This window comes from Rahnella sp. 1L-D-7-B-C2 (assembly GCF_057290995.1).
In genome coordinates, this window is sequence record NZ_JBXAVQ010000013.1 from 89,364 (window position 1) to 112,246 (window position 22,883).

Consider the following 22,883-nt stretch of genomic DNA (forward strand, 5'->3'; position numbering starts at 1 on the left):
ACAATTTGACGTCACTAAAATGCGGCGTAAACTATCTCAATAATTTCTATTTTTGAGATAGTTTACCCATGAGTATCAAACCGCCCCCTCCGTTAATCCCTCTGAATCAAATCAGCGGTGAGCTGTTCGAGCAATACCTGACTTACTCCCGGTTAGTGGATGCGCAAGGGCGCTATTTGCCGTGGGACGATTTCCAGTATCGCGTTGTCAAAGGCGCAGATCCAGTGATGGCCTGGAGTTTTACCCGCCGTACGCGCGCTTTCGCGATGCAATTCATTGAGTATTTTAACGCTCAGGGCCAGCAGGCCGGCTTCAATAAAACACCGTTAATGGCGCAGGCCTGCGAGCGGGTGGATAAAACCGCGACCACTCAGGCGTTAAATCAACAGCGGGAAAGGCTGCAGGGCATAGGCGCGACGCTCAGCCAGTTACAGCTCGATGAGCCGATCACCAGCTCGCAGCTTGAAGGCGCTAATACCACCACGCTGATGGCGCGGGCAATGCTCGAATCAGGACGGAAACCGCGCACTGAAGGCGAGCAGATGATTGCCGGAAACGCCCGGCTGATGACTGAGATTTCCGCGCATCTGGATGAACCGCTGACTATCGGTCTGATCCGCCATTTTCACGCCGTCGGTATGGCAGGCATTAACGACAGAAAGTATCAGCCGGGTAAGTTCCGCAAAACAGATAACGTGGTAATCGCCGATTACGACGGTAACATCGTCCATCAGCCGCCGCTGGCAGAGCTGATAACTGAACGGCTTGAACAGGTTTGTTCGTGGGTTAATGCGGCGTCAGGCACCTATATTCATCCGCTGGTGCGCGCGTGCATTCTGCATTTTATGGTAGCCCATGAACATCCTTTCAGGGACGGAAACGGCCGCACCAGCCGGGCGCTGTTTTACTGGTTTATGCTGAAATCAGGCTATCAGGCTTTCCGCTATATATCGATCAGCAGCCTGCTCTACGCCGCACCAGTGAAATATGCCCATAGCTATCAGTACACAGAAAACGACGAAATGGATCTGACGTACTTTCTGGAATATCAGATGGGGATTGTGAAACGCGCGCTGGATAAATTCGAAGAATACATCGCGAAGATAGTGAATCGTCGGGCGTTCATAGACCGAAAATTGTTTGAGTCCGGCGCACTACAACGGCTGAGCCAGCGTCAGGTGACGCTGGTCAATATCATGCTGGCCGAGCCCGATAAAGAATTTACTGCGGCAGAAATCAGTGAAAAACTGGGGGTTTCGGACAACACCGCCAGAAACGACCTGCGGGTGCTGGTGAGCGAAAAGATTGCTGACGAGCAGAAAACAAACGGGCAGCAGAGCGTTTACGTGCCGGTAAAAGACCTCATCTGAGCTCCAGCCTTCAAACTGCCGCTACGACATCATATAAATCATCACCCCTTCCGTAAAAATCCCGACGGCGGTGCCGATCAGGATCGACGACGAGGCGGATTCCACATAGGTATCGCTACGCACCGCGAACATACCCGCGGCGATGGCCGATGGCGTCGCGCCGATGATCACCACCTGCTGCATCAGCGTGTGGCTGAGACCAAACGCCAGCCCGGCGGCGGCCATGATCGCGGGCTGGATCAGGTTCTTAATGCCGATATTAGTGAAGGTGTGAATGTTTAGCGACGGGCGTTCCCCAAAGAACAGCAGCCCCAGCGCGAACAGTGAAATCCCGCCAGCGGTTTTGCCCATCATTTCAACGGAGGAGGAGAGCAGCTCAGGGATTTTAATCCCTGCCAGACTCATCACCACGCCAAGCACCGGGATCCAGACAATCGGATTACGTGCCGCTTTAAACAGATTGGTCAGGATCATGTTGCCCAGACTACCCTGCTCCGCCAGCTCACTGTTTTTATCGCCCATACGGATCAGCACAATGGTCAGTGGGATCATCAGCACGCTGGTGATCAGATTGCCAATCAGCACGCCAAGGAACCCTTCCGGCCCGATAAGCACCGCGAGAACAGGCGCACCAAAGTAGGCCATATCAGGAAACGCACAGACCAGCGACTGGATCGCGCTAGTCTTAATATCGTGTCGGAACAGGAAACGGGAGATGCATAGCGTCAGCAGGTAGGAGCCCATCAGGCCGATGACCAGAACTGCCATAAAAGATAAATTCTGTAATTTGGAAGGATCGGTGTGCAGCGCGCCGATAAAAAGATGTAAAGGCAAGGCGAAGCGGATCACCACGGTCGCTAATACCGTCGCGTCGTCACGCTTCATATATCCGAGTTTTCCACTCAACCAGCCTAAAAGCATTACAAAAACTAAAGGAAATAATGAGGATAAGAGTAACGTTGGCATAATATAACCTTTTTAATTTTTATCATTGATCGGGCGAACAAAGTGGCGAGTATTTATATCCATTAACATACCAGGCAATTGTGATAATCATCACATCCACTTAACCAACCGAAATAACAATAATTACTTAATCATCATTGTAATATAAATCAATAGCTTAAATTTTTTAAGTGAATTTACCTTAAGATTGTAAAATATAACCATCGGCGCAGATACATCCTGAAAAATCCAACAACATACTGTAGTAAATAATCACTAAGTAAGTATTAAAACACTTTTGTAATTTAAGTAATCGAAATATCAACCTGCCGCGTGTTATAAAAAATCGAACAGACATGTTTTTAAAAGACGTCTGATAAAATAACAGTCGGCTATGCGGCATTAACTATCTGCACATTGTTTCAATTGATCATGGGGTTTTACTGCGAGGGATCCGGAGACCAAAAATCATGCTCCGGGAAATCACTGAGTTCATACTCAAAAAGGCTTTAAATGATGTTAAAAAAACGCCCACTCTACACGCACTACACTGGCTCGCTGTTGCTGGAAAATCCGCTGCTGAACAAAGGTTCCGCCTTCACCCACGAAGAGCGTCTGGCGCTGAATCTTAACGGTTTGTTGCCAAATCAGGTTGAAACCATCAGCGAGCAAACTGACCGCGCCTATTCTCAGTTTTCTGATTTCAAACGCGATATCTCCAAGCACATTTATTTGCGTAATATCCAGGACACCAACGAAACGTTGTTCTATAACCTGGTGAATTCCCATCTTGAAGAGATGTTGCCGATCATTTACACCCCGACCGTCGGCGAAGCGTGCGAGCACTTTTCAGATATCTACCGTCGCGCGCGCGGCCTGTTCATCGCCTATCCGGATCGTGATCATATCGACGAGATGCTGCAAAACTTTTCCAAAAACGATATCCGTGTGATCGTCGTCACCGACGGCGAACGCATTCTCGGGCTCGGCGATCAGGGGATTGGCGGCATGGGGATCCCGATCGGCAAACTGTCGCTCTACACTTCCTGCGGCGGCATCAATCCGGCCAATACCTTGCCGATTATGCTGGATGTCGGCACCAACAATGCCCAGCGCATTGCCGATCCGCTGTATATGGGCTGGCGTCATCCGCGTATTACCGACGGCGAATACAATGAGTTTATGGATCTGTTCATTCAGGCGGTGAAAACGCGCTGGCCGGACGTGCTGCTGCAGTTCGAAGATTTTGCTCAGACCAACGCGATGCCGCTGCTCGAGCGTTATCGCGACCAGCTTTGCTGTTTTAACGATGATATCCAGGGAACGGCGGCGGTCACGCTGGGCTGCCTGATTGCCGCCAGCCACGCGGCGGGCACGCAGCTGCGCGATCAACGCGTAACGTTTTTAGGGGCTGGTTCTGCCGGTTGCGGGATCGCCGAGAAGATTATCGCGCAGATGATTGCCGAAGGTGCCACCGAGGACGAAGCGCGCAGTCAGGTGTTTATGGTAGATCGCTTTGGTTTATTGACCGATGACATGCCGAACCTGCTCGATTTTCAGCGCAAACTGGTCACGCCGAAAGAAAAAGTCAGCCAGTGGCCGGTGGATGCGCAAAACATCTCATTGCTCGATGTGGTGCGACATTCCCAACCAACCATCTTGATTGGTGTTTCCGGGCAGCCGGGCCTGTTCACCGAAGAGATCATCCGTGAGATGCATCACCACTGCCATCACCCGATCATCATGCCGCTGTCTAACCCAACGTCCCGCGCCGAAGCCCGTCCGCAGGATGTGATTGCGTGGACCGAAGGCGCGGCGCTGATGGCCACCGGCAGCCCATTTGCCCCGGTGCATTATCAGGATCGCACTTACCCGATCCCGCAGTGTAACAATGCCTATATCTTCCCTGGACTGGGGCTGGGGATCCTGGCCTCCAGAGCGCGCCGCGTCACCGACGGCATGTTACTGGCCGCCAGTCAGGCGCTGGCAAGCCTCTCGCCGCTGGCGACCACCGGTGAAGGTTCATTGTTACCTGCGCTCGGGGATATTCAGAAAGTATCGAAAGTGATTGCAGTGGAAGTCGCCCGCACGGCTCAGCGCGAAGGCGTTGCGCCGGTGGTCTCAGAAGAAACGCTGCAAACCCGGCTGGATTCCGAATTCTGGCAGGCTACCTATCTGCCTTACAAACGCTCCTCTTTCTGATCCCTTCCTCACAGCCGGTACCTGCGTACCGGCTGCATCTCTCATCAGAAAGTGCGGACATTTCAAAAGTCATCTCATCTCACAAATCCGCAGCCACTTAAGGGCTATGATGATTTTGTCTTAATGACGTCATGAATTTGGGAGGGATGATATGGAAAGGTACCAAAATCGGGGAGGAAATTCAGGTATCGTCGCTTTCGCTATAACGGAAGATTCAATCACACTGAAGTTTAAAGATGGCTGGCATTACATCTACAACGCCGTCCGGCCAGGGCAGACAGACGTCACCCTGATGAAGGCGATGGCAAAATCCGGCAGCGGACTTCACGCCTTTATCAACCGCAAGATCCAAAATAATTACTTTCATAAATTCCACTAAAAACGAAAAAGGCGGCAATCGCCGCCTCTTCTGCTTACTTCGTTAAATCACTCATTTGAGCTTATTTATACAGCTCAGCGGTACCGTACATCTGGTTGTTACCGGAAGCACCGATGATGCGGTATGAACTTGCACCCGCCTCATTAGCTTTGGCTTTCAGTTCTGATTGCAGACCAGAAAGATCACCCACTGATGATGCGCTTACCACACCGATTGCCTGCTGACCGGCCGGAGCAGACTGAACTTCAGTTGCTGCCAGAGTAGAAAATGAAGCGGTAGCCAGTGTCAGAGCGGCGATTGTCATTGCGATGGTTTTCATGATGTTTTGTCCTGTCAGTCAATGTTGTGCGGGTTACCTTCTTCAGCAACCCCGGTTTCGGGTCAACGCTAGTTATTAATTAACGTTCGATAAGTAAATAATAGAGAGTGCGGGAAGTTTACGCAAGTAATTTGTTTAATGAGTGTTAACTTATTGTGCGATCGAGTGACGGGAGGGTAAAAACGTGTTTAAGGAATTGGGAGACAGGCGACGGAGGGAATTGGTCACCTGTAAGCATGATTATGATTTGTTCGGCGCGCGCGGCGGCCGGGCAATCAGATTACCAGGCTCGTCATAGTAACGGCCCGGCCAGATCCTGTGCGGCGCAATACCGATTGCCTGACAGATAATGCCTCACCTTTCGGCCAGGGCCTTGCTAAAGCATGGAGATGCGTTGAAGAACTTAGCCCCCAGCGCGTCAAACTGATGCCAGCGTAGTCCCTTTCTTGCGAAGTGCCGCGATGAAATAGAAATTGAAGAAAGTGACCAAATCGATCCACCAAATATTTAATATCTGTATGCCCGAAATGCCATGCGTTGTCGCACAAGAAAACGCCACCCTTTATACCGGATGAACTTAAAAAGAAGATTGGGAATAACTAAAATGGTGCCGACTACCGGAATCGAACTGGTGACCTACTGATTACAAGTCAGTTGCTCTACCTACTGAGCTAAGTCGGCATTTTGAGGTGTTACCGGGGAACTACGGGGTGATAAATTATTGAAATTTGATGCCGCAGTCAAGCCCCCACAGGTGCGTTTGCTGGTTTTCTCGTCATTCTGCGCAAATTAATGAATTTGCACCGGTTTCATGAACAAAAATCCACCGGTGCAGCGGCATTACGGACGCACTAAATCGTCGCCGTAACCAATCCATTTGTAGGTCGTCAGGGCTTCTAATCCCATCGGGCCGCGGGCGTGCAGTTTTTGCGTGCTGACCGCCACTTCTGCGCCTAAACCGAACTGGCCGCCGTCGGTGAAACGGGTGCTGGCGTTGACGTACACCGCCGAGGAATCAACTTCACGCACGAAGCGGTCCGCACTGCTGATCGAACGGGTGAGGATCGCATCCGAATGTTCGGTGCCGTAGGTGCGGATATGCGCCACGGCGGCATCGAGATCGGCGACCACGGTGACGTTCAGATCCAGCGACAACCATTCATCCTGATAATCCTCTTCTGTCACCGCCAGCACGTTCGCCGGGCCGTTTTTCAGATGCGCCATAGCGGAGTCGCTGGCGTGCAGCGTCACGCCTGCGCGGTGCATTCTGGCGCTCAGTTCCGGCAGGAAACGCGCGGCAATCGCCTGATGCACTAGCACGGTTTCCAGGCTGTTACAGGCGCTCGGACGTTGCACTTTCGCGCTTTCGATGATGGTCAGCGCTTTGTCGAAATCAACGATCTCATCGACGAAGGTATGACACACACCGATACCGCCGGTGATCACCGGAATGGTCGACTGCTCGCGGCACAGCTTATGCAGTGCCGCGCCACCGCGTGGGATCAGCATGTCGACGTATTTATCCAGACGTAGCAGCTCGGCCACCAGCGCGCGATCCGGGCTGTCGATAGCCTGAACGGCGGCTTTCGGCAATCCGCACTCTTCCAGCGCCTGCTGAATGACTTTGACCGTCGCCTGATTGGTGTGATGCGTCTCTTTACCGCCGCGCAGGATCACCGCGTTACCGGTTTTCAGACACAGGCTGGCGACGTCGATGGTGACGTTCGGGCGCGCTTCATAAATCACGCCGATCACGCCGAGCGGCACACGGCGGCGCTCAAGGCGCAGACCGCTGTCCTGCAATGAACCGTCGATCACCTGCCCGACCGGATCACCCAGGCGGCAGACGTCGCGCACGTCGCTGGCAATCGCCGATAAACGGGCGGGCGTCAGCAACAGGCGGTCTAATAAGGCTTCGCTCATGCCGCTTTCACGTGCAGTGGACATGTCGAGCTCGTTGGCAAGAATAATGCTCTGGCTGTTGGCCTCGAGCATATCGGCCATCAGCCTCAGCGCGCGGTTTTTCTGCGCGGTGCTGAGGGTGGCAAGCTGCCAGGACGCGGCTTTCGCGGCCTTGCCCATCTCGTTAAGCATGGTAACTCCTTAACTGACAATCATGTCGTCACGATGAACGGCCACCGGGCCGTACTCGTAACCGAGAATTTCGCTGATCTGCTGGGAATGATGACCGGCAATCATGCGCATCGCATCGCTGTTATAGCGGCTGACGCCGTGCGCCAGGTCACGCCCGTTCAGATTACGGATGCGGATCACCTCACCACGCGAGAAATCACCTTTCACTTCGCGGATGCCTTTGGGCAGCAACGAACTGCCGCGCTCAAGCATCGCCGCAACCGCACCATCATCAATGGTGATTTCACCGGCAGGTGGAGCACCGAAGATCCAGCGCTTACGGTTCTCCAGCGGCGTCTCCATCGCATGGAAACGTGTACCGACGGACACGCCGTTGATCACATCCGCGATCACCCCCGGCAAACTCCCGGCGGCAATAATGGTATCAACACCCGCACGGCACGCGACGTCCGCCGCCTGCAATTTGGTGGCCATACCGCCGGTGCCGAGGCCGGAGACGCTGTCACCGGCGATGCCGCGCAGGGCGTCATCGATGGTAGTGATCTCACGGATAAGCTCCGCTTCGGGGTTAGTGCGCGGATCGGCGGTGAACAGGCCGCGCTGATCGGTCAGCAGCAGCAGTTTATCTGCACCGGCCAGGATCGCCGCCAGCGCCGATAAATTATCGTTATCACCAACTTTGATCTCCGCCGTCGCAACCGCATCGTTCTCGTTAATCACCGGTACAATATGGTTATCGAGCAGCGCATTCATGGTGTCGCGGGCGTTCAGAAAACGCTCACGGTCTTCCAGATCGGCACGGGTCAGCAGCATCTGGCCAATGTGGATACCGTAAATAGAGAACAATTGCTCCCAGAGCTGAATTAAACGGCTTTGCCCGACGGCAGCCAGCAGCTGTTTGGAAGCAATGGTGGCGGGGAGTTCGGGGTAGCCAAGGTGTTCGCGCCCGGCGGCTATCGCGCCCGAGGTCACAATCACAATCCGATGCCCTGCCGCATGTTGCTGCGCGCACTGGCGGACAAGCTCAACAATGTGAGCCCGGTTGAGGCGGCGGGAACCGCCAGTGAGCACGCTGGTGCCCAGTTTTACAACCAGTGTTTGGCTGCCACTCATAGTCATCTGCCGTTTAATTAGTGTGTTTGATTGAAATGAAACGCTTTGCTTTGATGTGTTTGTATCAGGAGAGAAGCGTTATGCCAACCGGCATAACGCTATAATAGCAGCATTCATGATGGGAATGGGTAGTACGCAATGGTGCAAAAGATCAGGCGGAAAGCTTCACCGGTTCTTCGCTGAAATCATCAGCGGGTTCCAGTTTGAGCGACATCTCTACGATCATGGCATTGAGTTTTTTGTGAAACCCTACCAACGTCGTCTCAAGCTTCTCGCGGACTTCAGCATCCTTAATGTTTTGAGCCTTCCAGTCGCCTTCTTTGTCGAACAAACCGAAGTGATACACATAGGTAAAACGTTCGGCTTCGGCCTGTAACTCAATCCACCAGCCCCAGAACTCACGCTTCTCTGGCGCGGGCTTCACGTTGACACAGACAGCTAAGCAGTCAAAGAAAAAGCGGTCGTTCTCGCATTTCCCTTCTCTAATGTACGGCCCTAACGTACCGAAACGTTTCATTAGCCTGCTTTTAGGATGACCACTTGGTAACGTCATAGTACAACCTCCATATATAGACGCTCCTTTTTAGCAAAACGTTAAGAATAAGCAACCATTAAGTTATTGCATTCTCTTTTGCAGCCAGCCGCAAATCTCATGTAATGCACGATCAAAATGCTGATAAAGCGGCTCGCTCTGGATAGCCATCAGCTTGCCGTCAGAGGAGGAATCCGCTATCAGCTTGGCTTCGCTCTTCGGGCTGAACACGTCGTTCTCCCAGTAGGCAGCCAGCATTGGCGTCGGCGTTCTGCGCCCCAGAAGGCCCTGCATTTTCAGAGAATAACGATTAAATTCGGTTTTCAGCGCCGAGTCCGACGCACTGGACATGCCGATGCGGCTGGCGAGCACGTCCATGTACATATCCGGCACCTGCTCCTGACATTTTGGGTCACTGAGCAGCGTGTGCACCAGCGCGCCGAGTGTGGCGACAGCGCGCACGCGGCGCGGTTCGAGATACGCCAGACGCACGGCAACGTTGGCGCCAAAACGGTAACCAAGCAGGCTGACGCGACCGGCATCCACCCAAGGAACATTCGGCAACTGCTGTAGCACCTGCTGATGCAGGAAGCTGGTATCCTGCGTCAGTTTCCACTTCGCGGAAAACCCGATCGATGGCATGTCGATAGTCAGCATCGCAATGCCCATTGGCGCGAGATAAGAGCGGAACAGGCGCTGATGGTCACTTTGTAGCGTATCCAGACCACCGCAAACCATCACCGTCGGGAACGGCGCTTTGCCTTCGTTCGGCAGGTGCAGGAAACCGGTGATCGGCGCGCCGCCGGGGATCGCAAAATCCAGCTCTTTGAGTTCATAAGGCGAATGCTCGGAAGATTTCTCGAACGCTTTGTTCGCCAGCGCCTCGGCCTGTTCTGCCAGCGTATCGCCCTTCAGATGCGGGTAACCGGCGATGCTGTAAAGGTTGGCGGCTTTCAGCCAGTATTCGCTGGCCAGATCCGCATCCTGCTCTTCTGCGGCTTTCTTCTGCCAGAGCATGGCCTGATTCGACCATTCATAAATCCAGTTGCCGTTGCGATAGCCGATGACCGTATCGAGCAGCAGCGGATCGCTGTGCTCGGCTTTGCACACCGCAATGCGCGACAGCACCTCTTCCACTTCGAGCGGATCTACGCCGCGCCACATCCACATCAAACGGTTAATGGTCCGGTACCAGCAATTCACCGTATCCCCTTCCAGCGCAGAGTGCATCGGCGGGTTGGCATTGTGATGATGAACGCGACGGACCAGCGTCGAGGTTTCCGGGTATTTGAAGGAAGGTTTGAACAGTTTTTCCGTGAGATTGACTGGCGCCATAATGCGTAATCCTCCGTTAGCAAGCAGATGGTCGCCCGCAGGCCACCCTTTCATGACGGCATTATAACGTGTTAACGGTGCGACAAGACAGGAGTGAGGTCAAACAGAAGGGATTTCAAGTCAATGAAAGCAAAACGCCCGGCAATGAGCCAGGCGTCTTTTATCAAGCGCAGTAAATCATTTTCCCACTAAAGGAGGAACAAACACCACGCCCATATCCCACGGCTGTTCGATCCAGGTGTTCTGCGGGATGTCTATCACGTAGTCATCGACCAGCGGTGCGCCAGCGGGTTTAGCAAAGATAGTGATGAAGTGAGCTTTCGGGTACATCTCACGGATGGCTTTCGCGGTGCCGCCGGTGTCTACCAGATCGTCGATTACGATAAAGCCTTCCCCGTCGCCTTCTGCGCGTTTCAGCACTTGCATTTCGCGCTGATTGTCATGGTCGTAGCTGGAGATGCAGACGGTGTCTACGTGACGGATACACAGTTCACGCGCCAGCAACGCTGCCGGAACCAGACCACCACGGCTGACTGCAATAATGCCTTTCCATTGTTCTGCCGGCAGCAGGCGTTTAGCCATCGTGCGGGCGTGGATTTGCAGCATGTCCCAGGTTACAACGTATTTTTCGCTCATAAAGGTGTCCCAGCCAGTGAAAAGACGGCTTCTAAGAATGTATTCGGGGGAAAAAAGGTTGCGCGGGATTATAGAGATTCTGGCTCACAAAAACCAGCGATTATCTGGCATCAGGTGCCCAAAAACCCTGGATTTTCTGCCCGCATACGCGCACAGCGTAAGATTAAGTGATATTCTGTCAGGCCACTCGCCACAACGTCTGGCGGGGATTACTTAACCTTAAACCTACAGCATCTCAATCAGTTCGCCTGCACATGGAGCCTGAATGAGCTGACTGTTACAGGAGACTTATAGTGTCTGAACTGTCTCAGCTTTCGCCACAACCGTTGTGGGATATTTTTGCCAAAGTATGTTCAATTCCGCACCCTTCTTATCATGAAGAAGCGCTGGCAAATCACATCGTTGAATGGGCACAGGAAAAAGGTATCCACGCTGAGCGTGATGAGGTCGGCAACATTTTGCTGCGCAAACCGGCCACCCAGGGCATGGAAAACCGCAAAGCCGTCGCCCTGCAGGCTCACCTCGACATGGTGCCGCAGAAGAACAACGATACCGTTCATGATTTCACTAAAGATCCCATCCAGCCGTTCATCGAAGACGGTTGGGTAAAAGCACGCGGCACCACGCTGGGTGCTGATAACGGCATTGGTCTGGCCTCTGCGCTGGCGGTTCTGGCGGATGAAAGCGTCGAACACGGCCCGCTGGAAGTGCTGCTGACTATGACTGAAGAAACCGGTATGGCGGGCGCATTCGGCCTGCAACCAAACTGGTTACAGTCTGAAATCCTGATCAACACCGATTCCGAAACCGAAGGCGAAATCTACATGGGTTGCGCGGGCGGGATCGATTTCACTGCCACGCTGCCATTAAGCCGCGAAGCCGTTCCGGCCGGTTTCAGCACGCTGAAACTGACCCTGAAAGGTCTTAAAGGCGGTCACTCAGGCGCTGATATTCATCTGGGTCTGGGCAATGCCAGCAAACTGCTGGCCCGTTTCCTGGCCGATCACGCGCAATCCCTCGGTCTGCGCCTGCTGGACTTCACCGGCGGCACGCTGCGTAACGCGATCCCACGCGAAGCCATCGCCACGCTGGCTATTGCTTCTGACAAAGCTGACGCGCTGAAAGCGGCTGCGCAGGAATTCCTGGCGACGATCCAGTTCGAACTGTCTGCGGTAGAGAAGAAAATCGCGCTGGTGGTTGAACCGGCTGAAAGCCCGGCGAAAGTGCTGACTGTCGACTCACAGGACAAATTCCTCGCACTGCTCAATGCCACACCAAACGGTGTGATCCGCATGAGCGATGACGTGAAAGGCGTGGTCGAAACCTCCCTGAACGTCGGCGTTGTCACCATGAAAGAGGACGAAGTGGCGATCAACAGCCTGATCCGTTCGCTGATCGACAGCGGGAAAGAGTACGTGGTCAGCATGCTGAACTCACTCAGCGCGTTGTCTGGCGCGAAAAGTCTGGCAAAAGGCAGCTATCCGGGCTGGAAACCAGAGCCAAGCTCACCGGTCATGACGCTGGTGCGTGAAACTTACGAAACGCTGTTCAATAAAACTCCGAACATCATGGTGATCCACGCCGGTCTGGAATGCGGTCTGTTCAAAAAACCGTACCCGGATATGGACATGGTCTCCATCGGGCCAACCATCACCGGCCCGCACTCGCCGGATGAGCAGGTTGAAATCGAAAGCGTTGAACTGTATTGGAAACTGCTGACGGCGTTGCTGAAAGCGATTCCTGAGCGTAAGTAATTGTTTTAGCTCCTCCCCCTGCGAAGGGGGAGGAGCTAACATTATTCCCAGGGCAACAGCAACTGCCGCTCTATCTGCGGATCCTGCAACGTTACGTGCAACCCGACCAGCCTGACGCCACGCCCGCCCCGCCGTTGATCCCAGGCTTCACGTGCCACTTTCAGTAAATCTTCTTTATTGAGCACCGGCCAGACGTGTTCCTGCGTGGTCTGCTGAAAATCATGAAATTTGAGTTTTACGCCTTGGCGCGCGATGCGAAGAGTAGGACTGACTTTGCTCAGCCGCGTATGCAGTTCGGGATATAAGCGTTCGATCAACGCCGCACACTCTTCCCAACTGTGTATGTCTTCCGCCAGCGTCCGCTCGACGCCCACCGATTTCCGCAGCCGTTCAGCGGAAATTTCACGCTCGTCGATACCCTGACAGCGCTCCCACAGGACACGGCCAAACTTGCCAAAACCTTTGAGCAACGCGGCCAGATCATAGCGTTGCACATCGCCGCAGGTAATAAGTCCGTGTTCCTGCAAGCGCTGGGCGGTCACTTTTCCGACGCCGGGAATTTTGCTCAGCGGTAAATCTTGTAAAAACGCGTCGACTTTATCCGGCGTGATCACGAACTGGCCGTTGGGTTTATTCAGGTCAGAGGCGATTTTCGCCAGAAACTTGATGGGCGCGATACCAGCCGAAGCGGTCAGATTGATTTCATCAGAGATCGCCTGACGAATTTCTGCGGCGATAAGCGTGGCGGAGCCGTTGCACTGGGTGGCATCGGAGACATCCAGATAGGCTTCGTCGAGGGACAAAGGTTCGATAAGCGGCGTATAACGCGCAAAGATTTCACGGATGTGGTTAGAGGCTTCTTTATAGGCTTCCATTCTGCCAGGGATGACTTTCAGGTGCGGGCAAAGTTTCAGCGCCATCCCGGTGGGCATCGCGCTGTGGACGCCGAATTTACGGGCCGGATAGTTGGCGGTGCTTATCACACCACGACGATCGCGGCTGCCGCCGATGGCGATCGGAATGTCGCGCAGGGACGGATCATCGCGCATCTCAACGGCCGCGAAAAAGCAGTCCATATCCACGTGAATGATTTTACGCATAGCCCTCCCCTGATAACTGTATAAGTATACAGTGAAGAGATGCAATTTCAAACACAGAAAATAATGGTTAATTTCACTTAATGAATCTGGCCTGATGGCAAGTACAAACAATTAACATTAAGAAATCTATTATTCATTATTTGGTGATTGCTAAAAATTTAATCAGTATTAATATGGCAACGTTTCAGACAGTCAGTACATAAGAATCAATCAGTGGCGGTCTTAAAGATGGTGACATCTTCAGACAAAACATCAGAATTATTATTAAGCAGGATTTAGAATGATCAGAATCGCGCTGTTCCTTGCGATGCTCCTCAGTTTGCCTTTATTTACAGCAAATTACGCCGTGGCCAGCGAACCTGTCCCGGTTAACGCTGCGCTTAAAAAGCAGTTGTTAGGCGCTCCGGTATATATCCAGATTTTCAAGCAAGAACGTAAACTCGAATTGTACGCCCAGCTCGACGGCGAATTTCGTCTGATCGGCAGCTATGGTATCTGTGACTTTTCTGGTGGTTTGGGGAATAAACGTCGTGAAGGCGACTTCAAAAGCCCGGAAGGTTTCTACAATGTGGATATCCACCACCTGAAACCAGACAGCCGCTTTTATCGCGCGATCAATATCGGTTTCCCGAACGCCTATGACATTTCCCAGGGTTACTCAGGCAAGTACCTGATGATCCACGGTAACTGTAAATCCATTGGTTGCTATGCAATGACCGACGGCTACATGGATGAAATCTTCACCTATGTTCAGGCCGCTTTCCAGTATGGTCAGCGTAATCTGCAGATCAGCATTTACCCGTTCCGTATGACGGATGCCAACATGCAGGCACATAAAAACTCAAGCTACATTAACTTCTGGCGTCAACTTCAGCCGGGATATGCGTACTTTGAGAAACACCATCAGGCACCGAACGTGGTGGTGACTGACGGTAAATATGAAGTGCTTCAGCCGCTGTCCAATACCCCGCTGTCCTCACAGCTGGCGTTCACCCAGGTGAAATAACGCGAACTCGCCTGGGGCAATTTTGTTCCAGGTTTCGTTTGCAGTCAGCGGTTGCGTGGCAATCACGGTGACGACATCATTGGGTGTCGTCTGCTGCTGAAAATCAATCTCCACATCCTGATCTAACAACGTGGCCTTGCCAAACGGGGCGCGGCGGGTGATCCAATACAAATTTGTCGAACAATAGGCCATCACAAAATGCCCGTCCGACAACAGCATGTTAAACACCCCTTTCTGCCGTAACTCATCCGCCAGCGACGCAATATAGCGAAATACCGCCGGCCAGCTCGCAGGCCGGCGCGGATAACGTTCCGTCAACTTGTGCAGCAGCCAGCAAAAAGCATATTCGCTGTCGGTCTGACCTATCGGGCGCAGCGTGCCGGTATCGAGCTGGCGATAACCGCGCAGCTGACCGTTGTGCGCATAGGTCCAGTTGCGGCCCCACAGTTCGCGGGTAAACGGATGGGTATTCTCCAGTGCCACTTCGCCACGGTTTGCCTGACGGATATGGGAAATCACCGCACAAGATTTGATTGGGTATTCCTGAACCAGGCGGGCGATGGGCGAATTAAAGCTCGGCAGCGGATCTTTAAAAGTACGACAGCCATTCCCCTCGTAAAAGGTAATGCCCCAACCGTCTTTATGCGGGCCTGTCCCGCCACCGCGCTGCACTAATCCACTGAAGCTAAAGCAAATATCAGTAGGAACGTTAGCGCTCATCCCGAGCAATTCGCACATCTCCCGCCTCCTTTACAACAAAGGTCTTATGCCTTCGCCATCTCTTTTTCGATCAAGAGAATTAAAATATGAATGACTTTAATATGGATTTCCTGCACACGGTCTGCAAAACCAAAGTGCGGAACGCGAATTTCCACGTCGGCAGAACCGTCCATTTTACCGCCGTCTTTACCGGTCAGGGTAATGACTTTCATGCCTTTGGCACGGGCCGCTTCGATGGCTTTAATCACGTTGCCGGAATTGCCTGAAGTCGAGATGCCGAGCAGCACGTCGCCTTTCTGGCCTACGGCTTCAAGATAGCGGGAGAAAATGTATTCGTAACCGAAATCGTTGCCGACACAAGAGATGTGGCTGACGTCGGAAATCGCAATCGCCGGATAGCCCGGACGGTTTTCGCGGTAGCGGCCCGTCAGTTCTTCCGCGAAGTGCATAGCGTCGCAGTGGGAACCGCCGTTGCCGCAGGAAATCACTTTCCCGCCCGCTTTAAAGGAATCTGCCAGCAGTACTGCTGCACGTTGAATAGACTCAATATTTGCCGGATCGCTGATAAATTTATTCAGCGTTTCAGCAGCTTCGTTCAGTTCAGTACGGATAATGTCCTGGTACATAGCAACCTCTTTTATGTCCATTTGCAGCCGTGTTGTACGCGGCCGATAGCAATAAAACTTTCCGCTGTGCAGTGTAACGGATCGGCGGATCGCCGAGAAGCAATGAAGCGGTAATGATTCCGATAGTTTCCATTTTTGACGCTTCGTGCGGCCGGTTTGTGAGCTGTGTTGTAATTAGTATGTAAACACATTGATAAAGAAATGAGCATGGACTAAAACCATTATATCCCTACAACAGGTCAGACCTCCTACTACTCAGGGGCTTTACTATGATGGTTCTTAGCATTGTTGCATTTATCGTTATCCTGGGCGCGCTGTTCTATCACCGCGTCAATCTCCCGCTTAGCAGCCTGATTTTGCTGGCGTTTACCGCCGTGATGGGCGCAATCAACCTGTGGACGCTGTGGCTGTTGCTGCCGCTGGCGATCATTTTATTGCCACTGAACATCCCTGCCGTACGCCGCGCATTATTCTCGGGACCGGCGCTTCGCACCTTCCGCAAGGTCATGCCCGCCATGTCCCGCACGGAAAAAGAAGCCATTGAAGCCGGTACGACGTGGTGGGAAGGCGATCTGTTTGGCGGTAAGCCAGACTGGAAAAAGTTGCAAGATTACCCGGAACAACGCCTGACCGAAGAAGAGCAGCGCTTTATCGACGGGCCGGTGGAAGAAGCCTGCCGCATGGCGAATGATTTTGAGATAACCCATGAACTGGCCGATTTGCCGCCGGAGCTTTGGGCGTATCTGAAAGAACATCGCTTCTTCGCGATGATCATTAAGAAAGAATACGGCGGTCTGGAATTCTCCGCTTACGCTCAGGCGCGCGTTTTACAGAAACTGGCGGGGGTATCAGGGATACTGGCGATCACCGTCGGCGTGCCGAATTCCCTCGGTCCGGGCGAGCTGCTGCAACATTACGGCACTGAAGAACAAAAGGATCACTATCTGCCACGTCTGGCCGAAGGTCTGGAAATTCCGTGTTTCGCGCTGACCAGCCCCGAAGCCGGTTCTGATGCCGGTGCGATCCCGGATTTCGGTATCGTCTGTAAAGGCCAGTGGCAGGGCAAAGAAGTGCTCGGCATGCGCCTGACGTGGAATAAGCGTTACATCACGCTCGCCCCGATTGCCACCGTGCTCGGTCTGGCGTTCAAACTGAAAGATCCCGATCACCTGCTCGGCAATGATACAGAACTGGGCATCACCTGTGCGCTGATCCCAACGGATACTAAAGGCGTAGAAATCGGCCATCGTCACTTCCCGCTTAACGTCCCGTTCCAGAACGGCCCTACGCGTGGTAATGACATCTTCGTGCCTATCGACTACATCATCGGCGGCCCGAAAATGGCCGGCCAGGGCTGGCGTATGCTGGTGGAATGTTTGTCGGTTGGCCGTGGCATTACGCTGCCATCCAACTCAACCGGCAGCCTGAAATCACTGGCGCTGGCGACCGGCGCTTACGCCTATATCCGCCGTCAGTTCAAACTGCCGATCGGCAAAATGGAAGGTATCGAAGAACCGCTGGCGCGCATTGCGGGTAACGCTTACGTGATGGACGCTGCGGCGACGCTTATCACCAACGGCATCATGCTTGGCGAAAAACCGGCGGTGCTGTCGGCGATTGTGAAATACCACTGTACGCACCGTGGCCAGCGCGCCGTGATGGATGCAATGGATATCACCGGCGGGAAAGGCATTATGCTCGGTAAAAGCAACTTTGTGGCCCGTACCTATCAGGGCGCGCCAATCGCGATTACCGTTGAAGGTGCCAATATTCTCACCCGTAGCATGATTATTTTCGGTCAGGGCGCGATCCGTTGTCATCCTTACGTTCTGCGTGAAATGGCGGCGGCAGAGAAAAACGATCTGGTTGATTTTGACCGCGCACTGTTCGGACATCTTGGCCACGTCGGCGGCAACACGATGCGTAGTTTCTGGCTCGGCCTGACCCGCGGCCGTACCAGCGATACGCCGGTGAACGACGCCACTGCCCGCTACTATCAGCACATCAACCGTCTGAGTGCCAACCTGGCGCTGCTGGCCGACGTGTCGATGGGCGTGCTCGGCGGCAGCCTGAAACGTCGTGAACGTATTTCGGCGCGCCTCGGCGATATCCTCAGCCAGATGTATCTGGCGACCGCCACGCTGAAACGTTTTGATGAAGAAGGTTGTCACGAAGCTGATTTACCGCTGGTTCACTGGGGCGTGCAGGATTGTCTGCATCAGGCAGAAGTGGCGATTGACGATTTGCTGCGTAACTTCCCTAACCGCTTTGTCGCAGGCGTGATGCGTCTGGTGGTGTTCCCGCTCGGCGGCGCTCACGCGGCACCGTCCGACCGTCTGGATCACGAGCTGGCGCGTATTCTGCAAGTGCCATCCGCGACCCGCAGCCGCATCGGTCGCGGTCAGTATCTGACGCCAAGCGAGCACAACCCGGTCGGTCTGCTGGAGCAGGCGCTGGAAGATATTCTGGCTGCCGAACCGGTTCATAAACGCCTGTGCGAGGCGATGGGGAAAAAGCTGCCGTTCACCCGTCTGGATATTCTGGCGCAAAAAGGTCTGGATGCCGGTCATCTGAGCGCCGACGATGCGCGTATTCTCAGTCGCGCGGAAGAGAGCCGTCTGCGGTCTATCAACGTTGACGAGTTCGAACCGCACGAACTGGCCGCACACCAGCCAAAGCAAGAGGAAGCCAGCGTAAAAAAGGATGAAGCGAAACCGCGTCATACCGAAGCCGCGTAATCCCAAAGAGTAACGGATCAAAAAAGCCTGGGTGTTCACACACTCAGGCTTTTTGTTTTCAACCTTTCTGAGGATTACCCTAAATAATTCGGGTTGCAGAAAGGCGGCAGCGCGAAATCTGACGGGTAATCAGAAGAAGTATTTAAAGCGGACACGCCCGCCATACCGCTGATCGCTGTCGTTATCGTTGCTGTAGTTTTTATCTGCTTCCAGCATCGACACATACGCGCCCAGATAGACGTTGAAGTTTTTCATGTCCATCACGTTCGGGATCAGGTAACTCGCGTGGATAGTATGAATATCGTAGCTGCCCGGTTCGCTGAACCAGTCATCACCGGCGTTATCGTTATCCACCGGACGCAGGCCGTTGGCATTGAACTCTTCAATGCGGTTATGCGCGAAGATGTAACCCAGTTCGAAGTTCTTCCACAGCGCATTGGTGCCGACGGTAAAGTCTTTCTCGTCGGAAGCATCCATGTACGCCGTACTCAGGTTCGCCACAATGCCATCCTGCGGATCGGCTTTCTGACCGTTCCACGTCATCGTCATACCGTAACCGTTACGTTTGGACTGATCGATGGTTTCACCCTGATCGTTTTTATAACCGTAAGCATTATTGACGACGTTGGTTTCCATTGCCGCCGCAATGGAGAACGCATCCCCTTTCCAGGCAATGATCGGACGCAGGTACGCGACGTTTTTATCCTGTTCGAGTTTGTTGCCGTGGTAATTTTGATCGGCAAACAGCGAGGTGCCGTTTTCCATCAGCGTGTTCAGCTCGAAATACCAGTTACCGATATTTTTGTTCAGCAGAATATTACCGCCGCTGTCGCTACGTCCGCGCCCTTCTTTCATCATGTACACATAGCCGTAGCCATCAGCGTACAAATCGTTGGCGGTGTTACCGGAGTATTCGATAAAGGTATCCTGATTCAGCGGGAACATATCGTACGCTTCGAAGCGTCCAATTTTCGCCATCCAGTTTTTCTCTTCACCGAAGAAGAATGCCGCATCATCGACATTGGTCGACCCGTTGAGATCCGCAGTCGGCTGCACGGAGAAACCAGAGAATTGTCCGTTGTCATTACGGCGGTAACCATCAAGGCCAATCAACAAACGGCCGTTAACATCCCAGCGTTCATTGCTGCCCGCCCATTTATTTCCGTCACCGCTTTTAGCCGATATTAATTGACCGGTACGGCTTGCGCCGTCTACGTTAAATTCCACGTCACCATACAGTTTCAAATTATCGAAACCGTTAAGCGTTAAAGGTTTGGTTGTGGAAATACCATCAGATTTTACTTCGACAGGCGTGGCTTCTTTTACGCTGGCTATTTCCTGCTCGCGTTGTACATCTTGTTTTTTCAACTGTTGGATCTGTTTCTCTGCTGTATCTGCCCGAGCCTCAGCCTGCTGAAGACGTTGCTCAAGCAGTGCCATTCGGGCTTCCAGACTGGAGGACGAACCAGAAGCCAGCGCGGAACCCGACACAGCAAGACCAATCAATAATGCAATCGGCTTAATTCTTCTCATGTGTTGATGTCCTTTTCTTATACCCAGATTGACGTTCATCAATTAATTAAATTGAGCTGTAATATTTATATGAATAAAAGCCAGAGGAATATTGGCGAGATGAGAAGATAAAGGCGGGAGGAATAAACTGTCAAAATACTATCCGATGAAACGTGAAGTAAAACTGGTATAACGAAATTTCGTACCTACAAAACCAATAAACGTAACACGGGGCGCCTTTATTCAAAGCGCCCCGTTAATAGATTATTTAGATAAATACGATTTAATTATTTATCGGCTGAATCAACAATACTCAGCTTTTTTTAGGGCGGACTTTCGCAGTCAGACCTTTGAGGAAATAGCGCAAAACCTGATCGCCGCACGGACGGTAGTTCTTGTGGCCTTCTTTGCGGAAGAACGCGCTCAGTTCACCTTCAGAGACTTTGAAGTCCGCCGCATTCAGCACGGCGATCAAATCTTCGGTTTTCAGCTCAAACGCCACACGGAGTTTTTTCAGCATGATGTTATTGGTCAGACGTTTTTCCACTTCCGGCGCCGGGAAGCGATCGTCTTTGCCACGTTTGAAGGTAATCAGGCCATTGAGGAAATTGGCCATCACTTCGTCAGGCACTTCCATATAACCTTCTTCGTCTTCTTTTTTCAGATAACGGGACATTACGTCAGGGCTGACCGGCGTGCCCGTTGTCTTGAGGATCTCAATCAGTTGACCTTCGCTCATATCCAGCATGTAGCGGACGCTGCGTAAGACATGGTTGTGCATCATAATTCTGTATTCCTGTTAAAAGTAAACCGAGGAAATGCCACCGGGTTTACCCCTACGCACCTCGAAGGCGGGCATTATACAAGCCTGAGCGCGCGGGTCGCCTGTTAATTGTGGCAAAGTGTCAGGAAAATGCCTGCCATCATGAAACCTGTACCCTGAATCCCTTCCAAGCCGCCTCTTCGCTCTGTCTGCCCGTCCGGTGCTCCCCGATGCCATTCAGTATTCATACAAAATATGAATATATCCCCATAAATGCATTAATTATATAGATCTAATTTAATTTGAGATCAATCACATTATTAACCCCCAGATAAAAAGCATAATAAAACATCGTTTCATTTTTAATTTAAATGTGTTTTATAAATTATTCTACGAGAGAAGGTAATGTATGAAAATTAAAGGACTCCGCTGGTGGATTATTGCTTTAGTCACGCTAGGTACTATCACTAACTATTTATCTCGCAGTGCGCTGGGTGTCGCTGCACCGACCCTGATTAAAGAACTGGGCATTAGCCAACAAGAATATTCCTACATCGTGAGTGCATTTCAGGCGACTTACGCACTGGGCGCACCGATTGTCGGTTACATCATCGACGTAATAGGCTTAAAAGTTGGCTTCGCGATATTTGCCGTTGCCTGGTCCGTATTTAACATGGCACACGGTTTTGCCGGTTCCTGGCAGCCTTTAGCGTTTCTGCGCGGATTAATGGGCGTGGCAGAATCTACGGCTAACCCAGGAGGAATGAAAGTTGTCGCCGAATGGTTCCCGGCAAAAGAGCGCGGCATCGCCTGTGGATTATACAGTACCGGCACCTCTCTGGGTGCCATGCTGGCGCCACCGCTAGTGGTCTGGGCGATAGTAGAATATAACTGGGAGATGTCGTTTGTTATCACCGGTGCGGTCGGGTTGATCTGGGTATTTTTATGGCTGGCATTTTATCAGTCGCCGGAAAAACATAAATCCATTACACAGGAAGAAATTAACTACATTCATCAGGGGCAGGAAGCTGTCAATACGAAGACTATTAAACCTCGCCGTACGCCATTAAAAGAAATGTTGGGAAACCGTAATCTGTGGGGAATATCTCTCCCGCGCTTTATGGCGGATCCCGCATGGGGCACATTACATTACTGGATGCCGTTATATTTGGTTACCGTGCGCCATATGAATCTGCATGAAATTGCGATTTTTGCCTGGCTGCCCTTTCTTGCATCTGATTTTGGCTGCATGTTCTCGGGCTTTATGTGCCGCATACTCAACAGCCACGGTGTCTCAATAATCAACGCGCGCCGCATCACTTTTACCTTCGCGGCATTACTGATGCTTTCAATGGCGGGCGTCGGGCTGGTCAGCAACGTGTATGTAGCGATTGGCCTGTTCTGTATTGCCGGATTTGCCCATCAGTGCCTATCGATTACCGTCATCACCATGTCTGCGGATTTATTTAACAAAAATGAAGTCGGTACCGTCACCGGTTTTGCTGCCCTTTCCGGCGGGACAGGCAACTTCCTGTTCTCGCTGTTCCTCGGGGCAACCGTTGCTACGCTGGGCTACACCGCCTTCTTTGTCGGGCTCGGTTTCTTTGACCTCATCGGCGCATTCTTCCTGTGGATGCTGGTCCGTGATCCAAAAAAAATCAGCACACCGCTGCCGCCGCATTCCAAGCCTGAATTAAATTAATCACAGCGTATCAAGTCACGCTGAAATAGAAAAATAT

At 52.4% G+C, this 22,883-nt stretch carries 20 protein-coding genes and 1 tRNA gene; 7 read left to right on the forward strand and 14 right to left on the reverse strand.

The features are described 5' to 3' along the window. Positions 1-68 precede the first annotated feature (68 nt). The gene (locus AC0Z7K_RS18370; RefSeq protein WP_413529082.1) at positions 69-1,370 is read left to right on the forward strand and encodes a Fic family protein; all 1,302 of its coding nucleotides are present in this window, start codon (positions 69-71) and stop codon (positions 1,368-1,370) included. Between the two features lie 21 nt (positions 1,371-1,391). Here the strand turns inward: AC0Z7K_RS18370 and AC0Z7K_RS18375 are convergent, their stop codons facing one another. Further along, a complete protein-coding gene (locus tag AC0Z7K_RS18375; protein WP_413529081.1) occupies positions 1,392-2,336 on the reverse strand; it encodes an AEC family transporter in 945 nt (314 codons plus the stop codon). Between the two features lie 495 nt (positions 2,337-2,831). On the opposite strand from AC0Z7K_RS18375, the gene AC0Z7K_RS18380 reads away from it, so the two are divergent. Continuing rightward, positions 2,832-4,517, forward strand: a complete 1,686-nt coding sequence (locus tag AC0Z7K_RS18380) for an NAD-dependent malic enzyme (protein WP_413529514.1) — start codon at positions 2,832-2,834, stop codon at positions 4,515-4,517. 151 nt (positions 4,518-4,668) lie between these two features. Next, positions 4,669-4,896: a hypothetical protein gene (locus AC0Z7K_RS18385; RefSeq protein ID WP_413529080.1), complete on the forward strand. Its 228-nt coding sequence runs from the start codon at positions 4,669-4,671 to the stop codon at positions 4,894-4,896. Between the two features lie 61 nt (positions 4,897-4,957). Here AC0Z7K_RS18385 and bhsA read toward each other — a convergent pair whose 3' ends face one another. The 8 genes from bhsA to gpt form a co-directional block, all read right to left on the reverse strand. Further along, positions 4,958-5,215 (reverse strand): multiple stress resistance protein BhsA, encoded by a 258-nt coding sequence (gene bhsA / locus AC0Z7K_RS18390; RefSeq protein WP_413529079.1) that lies wholly within the window; start codon positions 5,213-5,215, stop codon positions 4,958-4,960. Positions 5,216-5,455: 240 nt separating this feature from the next. Continuing rightward, positions 5,456-5,566, reverse strand: a complete 111-nt coding sequence (locus tag AC0Z7K_RS18395; protein WP_485615460.1) for a helix-turn-helix domain-containing protein — start codon at positions 5,564-5,566, stop codon at positions 5,456-5,458. A 254-nt stretch (positions 5,567-5,820) separates the two neighbouring features. Next, a tRNA-Thr gene (locus tag AC0Z7K_RS18400) sits at positions 5,821-5,896 on the reverse strand. Between the two features lie 159 nt (positions 5,897-6,055). After that, positions 6,056-7,309 carry a glutamate-5-semialdehyde dehydrogenase gene (gene proA, locus AC0Z7K_RS18405; RefSeq protein WP_485615438.1) on the reverse strand — a complete coding sequence of 418 codons (1,254 nt, stop codon included), beginning with the start codon at positions 7,307-7,309 and terminating at the stop codon, positions 6,056-6,058. 9 nt (positions 7,310-7,318) lie between these two features. Then, positions 7,319-8,422: a glutamate 5-kinase gene (gene proB, locus AC0Z7K_RS18410; RefSeq protein WP_413529077.1), complete on the reverse strand. Its 1,104-nt coding sequence runs from the start codon at positions 8,420-8,422 to the stop codon at positions 7,319-7,321. A 151-nt stretch (positions 8,423-8,573) separates the two neighbouring features. Further along, on the reverse strand, positions 8,574-8,975 hold the full coding sequence (gene crl, locus AC0Z7K_RS18415) for a sigma factor-binding protein Crl (protein WP_112164758.1): 402 nt from the start codon (positions 8,973-8,975) through the stop codon (positions 8,574-8,576). A gap of 63 nt (positions 8,976-9,038) precedes the next feature. Then, complete coding sequence (gene frsA / locus AC0Z7K_RS18420) at positions 9,039-10,289, reverse strand: esterase FrsA (RefSeq protein WP_485615441.1); 1,251 nt, start codon at positions 10,287-10,289, stop codon at positions 9,039-9,041. 177 nt (positions 10,290-10,466) lie between these two features. Further along, a complete protein-coding gene (gene gpt, locus AC0Z7K_RS18425; RefSeq protein WP_013574288.1) occupies positions 10,467-10,925 on the reverse strand; it encodes a xanthine phosphoribosyltransferase in 459 nt (152 codons plus the stop codon). A 293-nt stretch (positions 10,926-11,218) separates the two neighbouring features. Here gpt and pepD point away from each other — a divergent pair, with 293 nt between their 5' ends. Next, positions 11,219-12,679, forward strand: coding sequence for a beta-Ala-His dipeptidase (gene pepD / locus AC0Z7K_RS18430; RefSeq protein ID WP_413529075.1), 1,461 nt, complete (start codon positions 11,219-11,221; stop codon positions 12,677-12,679). A gap of 41 nt (positions 12,680-12,720) precedes the next feature. Here pepD and dinB read toward each other — a convergent pair whose 3' ends face one another. Further along, positions 12,721-13,779 carry a DNA polymerase IV gene (gene dinB, locus AC0Z7K_RS18435; RefSeq protein WP_413529074.1) on the reverse strand — a complete coding sequence of 353 codons (1,059 nt, stop codon included), beginning with the start codon at positions 13,777-13,779 and terminating at the stop codon, positions 12,721-12,723. Positions 13,780-14,059: 280 nt separating this feature from the next. Between dinB and dpaA the strand changes: the two genes are divergently transcribed. Beyond that, complete coding sequence (gene dpaA, locus AC0Z7K_RS18440; protein WP_413529073.1) at positions 14,060-14,785, forward strand: peptidoglycan meso-diaminopimelic acid protein amidase; 726 nt, start codon at positions 14,060-14,062, stop codon at positions 14,783-14,785. Here dpaA and AC0Z7K_RS18445 read toward each other — a convergent pair. Next, positions 14,756-15,523: a class II glutamine amidotransferase gene (locus AC0Z7K_RS18445; RefSeq protein WP_413529072.1), complete on the reverse strand. Its 768-nt coding sequence runs from the start codon at positions 15,521-15,523 to the stop codon at positions 14,756-14,758. The two genes, dpaA and AC0Z7K_RS18445, sit on opposite strands and share 30 nt — an antisense overlap. Before the next feature lie 26 nt (positions 15,524-15,549). Then, on the reverse strand, positions 15,550-16,131 hold the full coding sequence (lpcA, locus tag AC0Z7K_RS18450; protein ID WP_037036516.1) for a D-sedoheptulose 7-phosphate isomerase: 582 nt from the start codon (positions 16,129-16,131) through the stop codon (positions 15,550-15,552). A 269-nt stretch (positions 16,132-16,400) separates the two neighbouring features. On the opposite strand from lpcA, the gene fadE reads away from it, so the two are divergent. Then, positions 16,401-18,869, forward strand: coding sequence for an acyl-CoA dehydrogenase FadE (fadE, locus tag AC0Z7K_RS18455; RefSeq protein ID WP_485615444.1), 2,469 nt, complete (start codon positions 16,401-16,403; stop codon positions 18,867-18,869). A gap of 129 nt (positions 18,870-18,998) precedes the next feature. Here fadE and AC0Z7K_RS18460 read toward each other — a convergent pair whose 3' ends face one another. Next, entirely contained in the window at positions 18,999-20,402 is a 1,404-nt protein-coding gene (locus AC0Z7K_RS18460) for a carbohydrate porin (RefSeq protein ID WP_485615445.1), read from the reverse strand. A 292-nt stretch (positions 20,403-20,694) separates the two neighbouring features. Then, complete coding sequence (locus AC0Z7K_RS18465; RefSeq protein ID WP_213052046.1) at positions 20,695-21,165, reverse strand: YehS family protein; 471 nt, start codon at positions 21,163-21,165, stop codon at positions 20,695-20,697. 388 nt (positions 21,166-21,553) lie between these two features. Here AC0Z7K_RS18465 and AC0Z7K_RS18470 point away from each other — a divergent pair, with 388 nt between their 5' ends. Next, on the forward strand, positions 21,554-22,846 hold the full coding sequence (locus AC0Z7K_RS18470) for an MFS transporter (protein WP_485615446.1): 1,293 nt from the start codon (positions 21,554-21,556) through the stop codon (positions 22,844-22,846). The last annotated feature ends 37 nt before the right edge of the window (positions 22,847-22,883 follow it).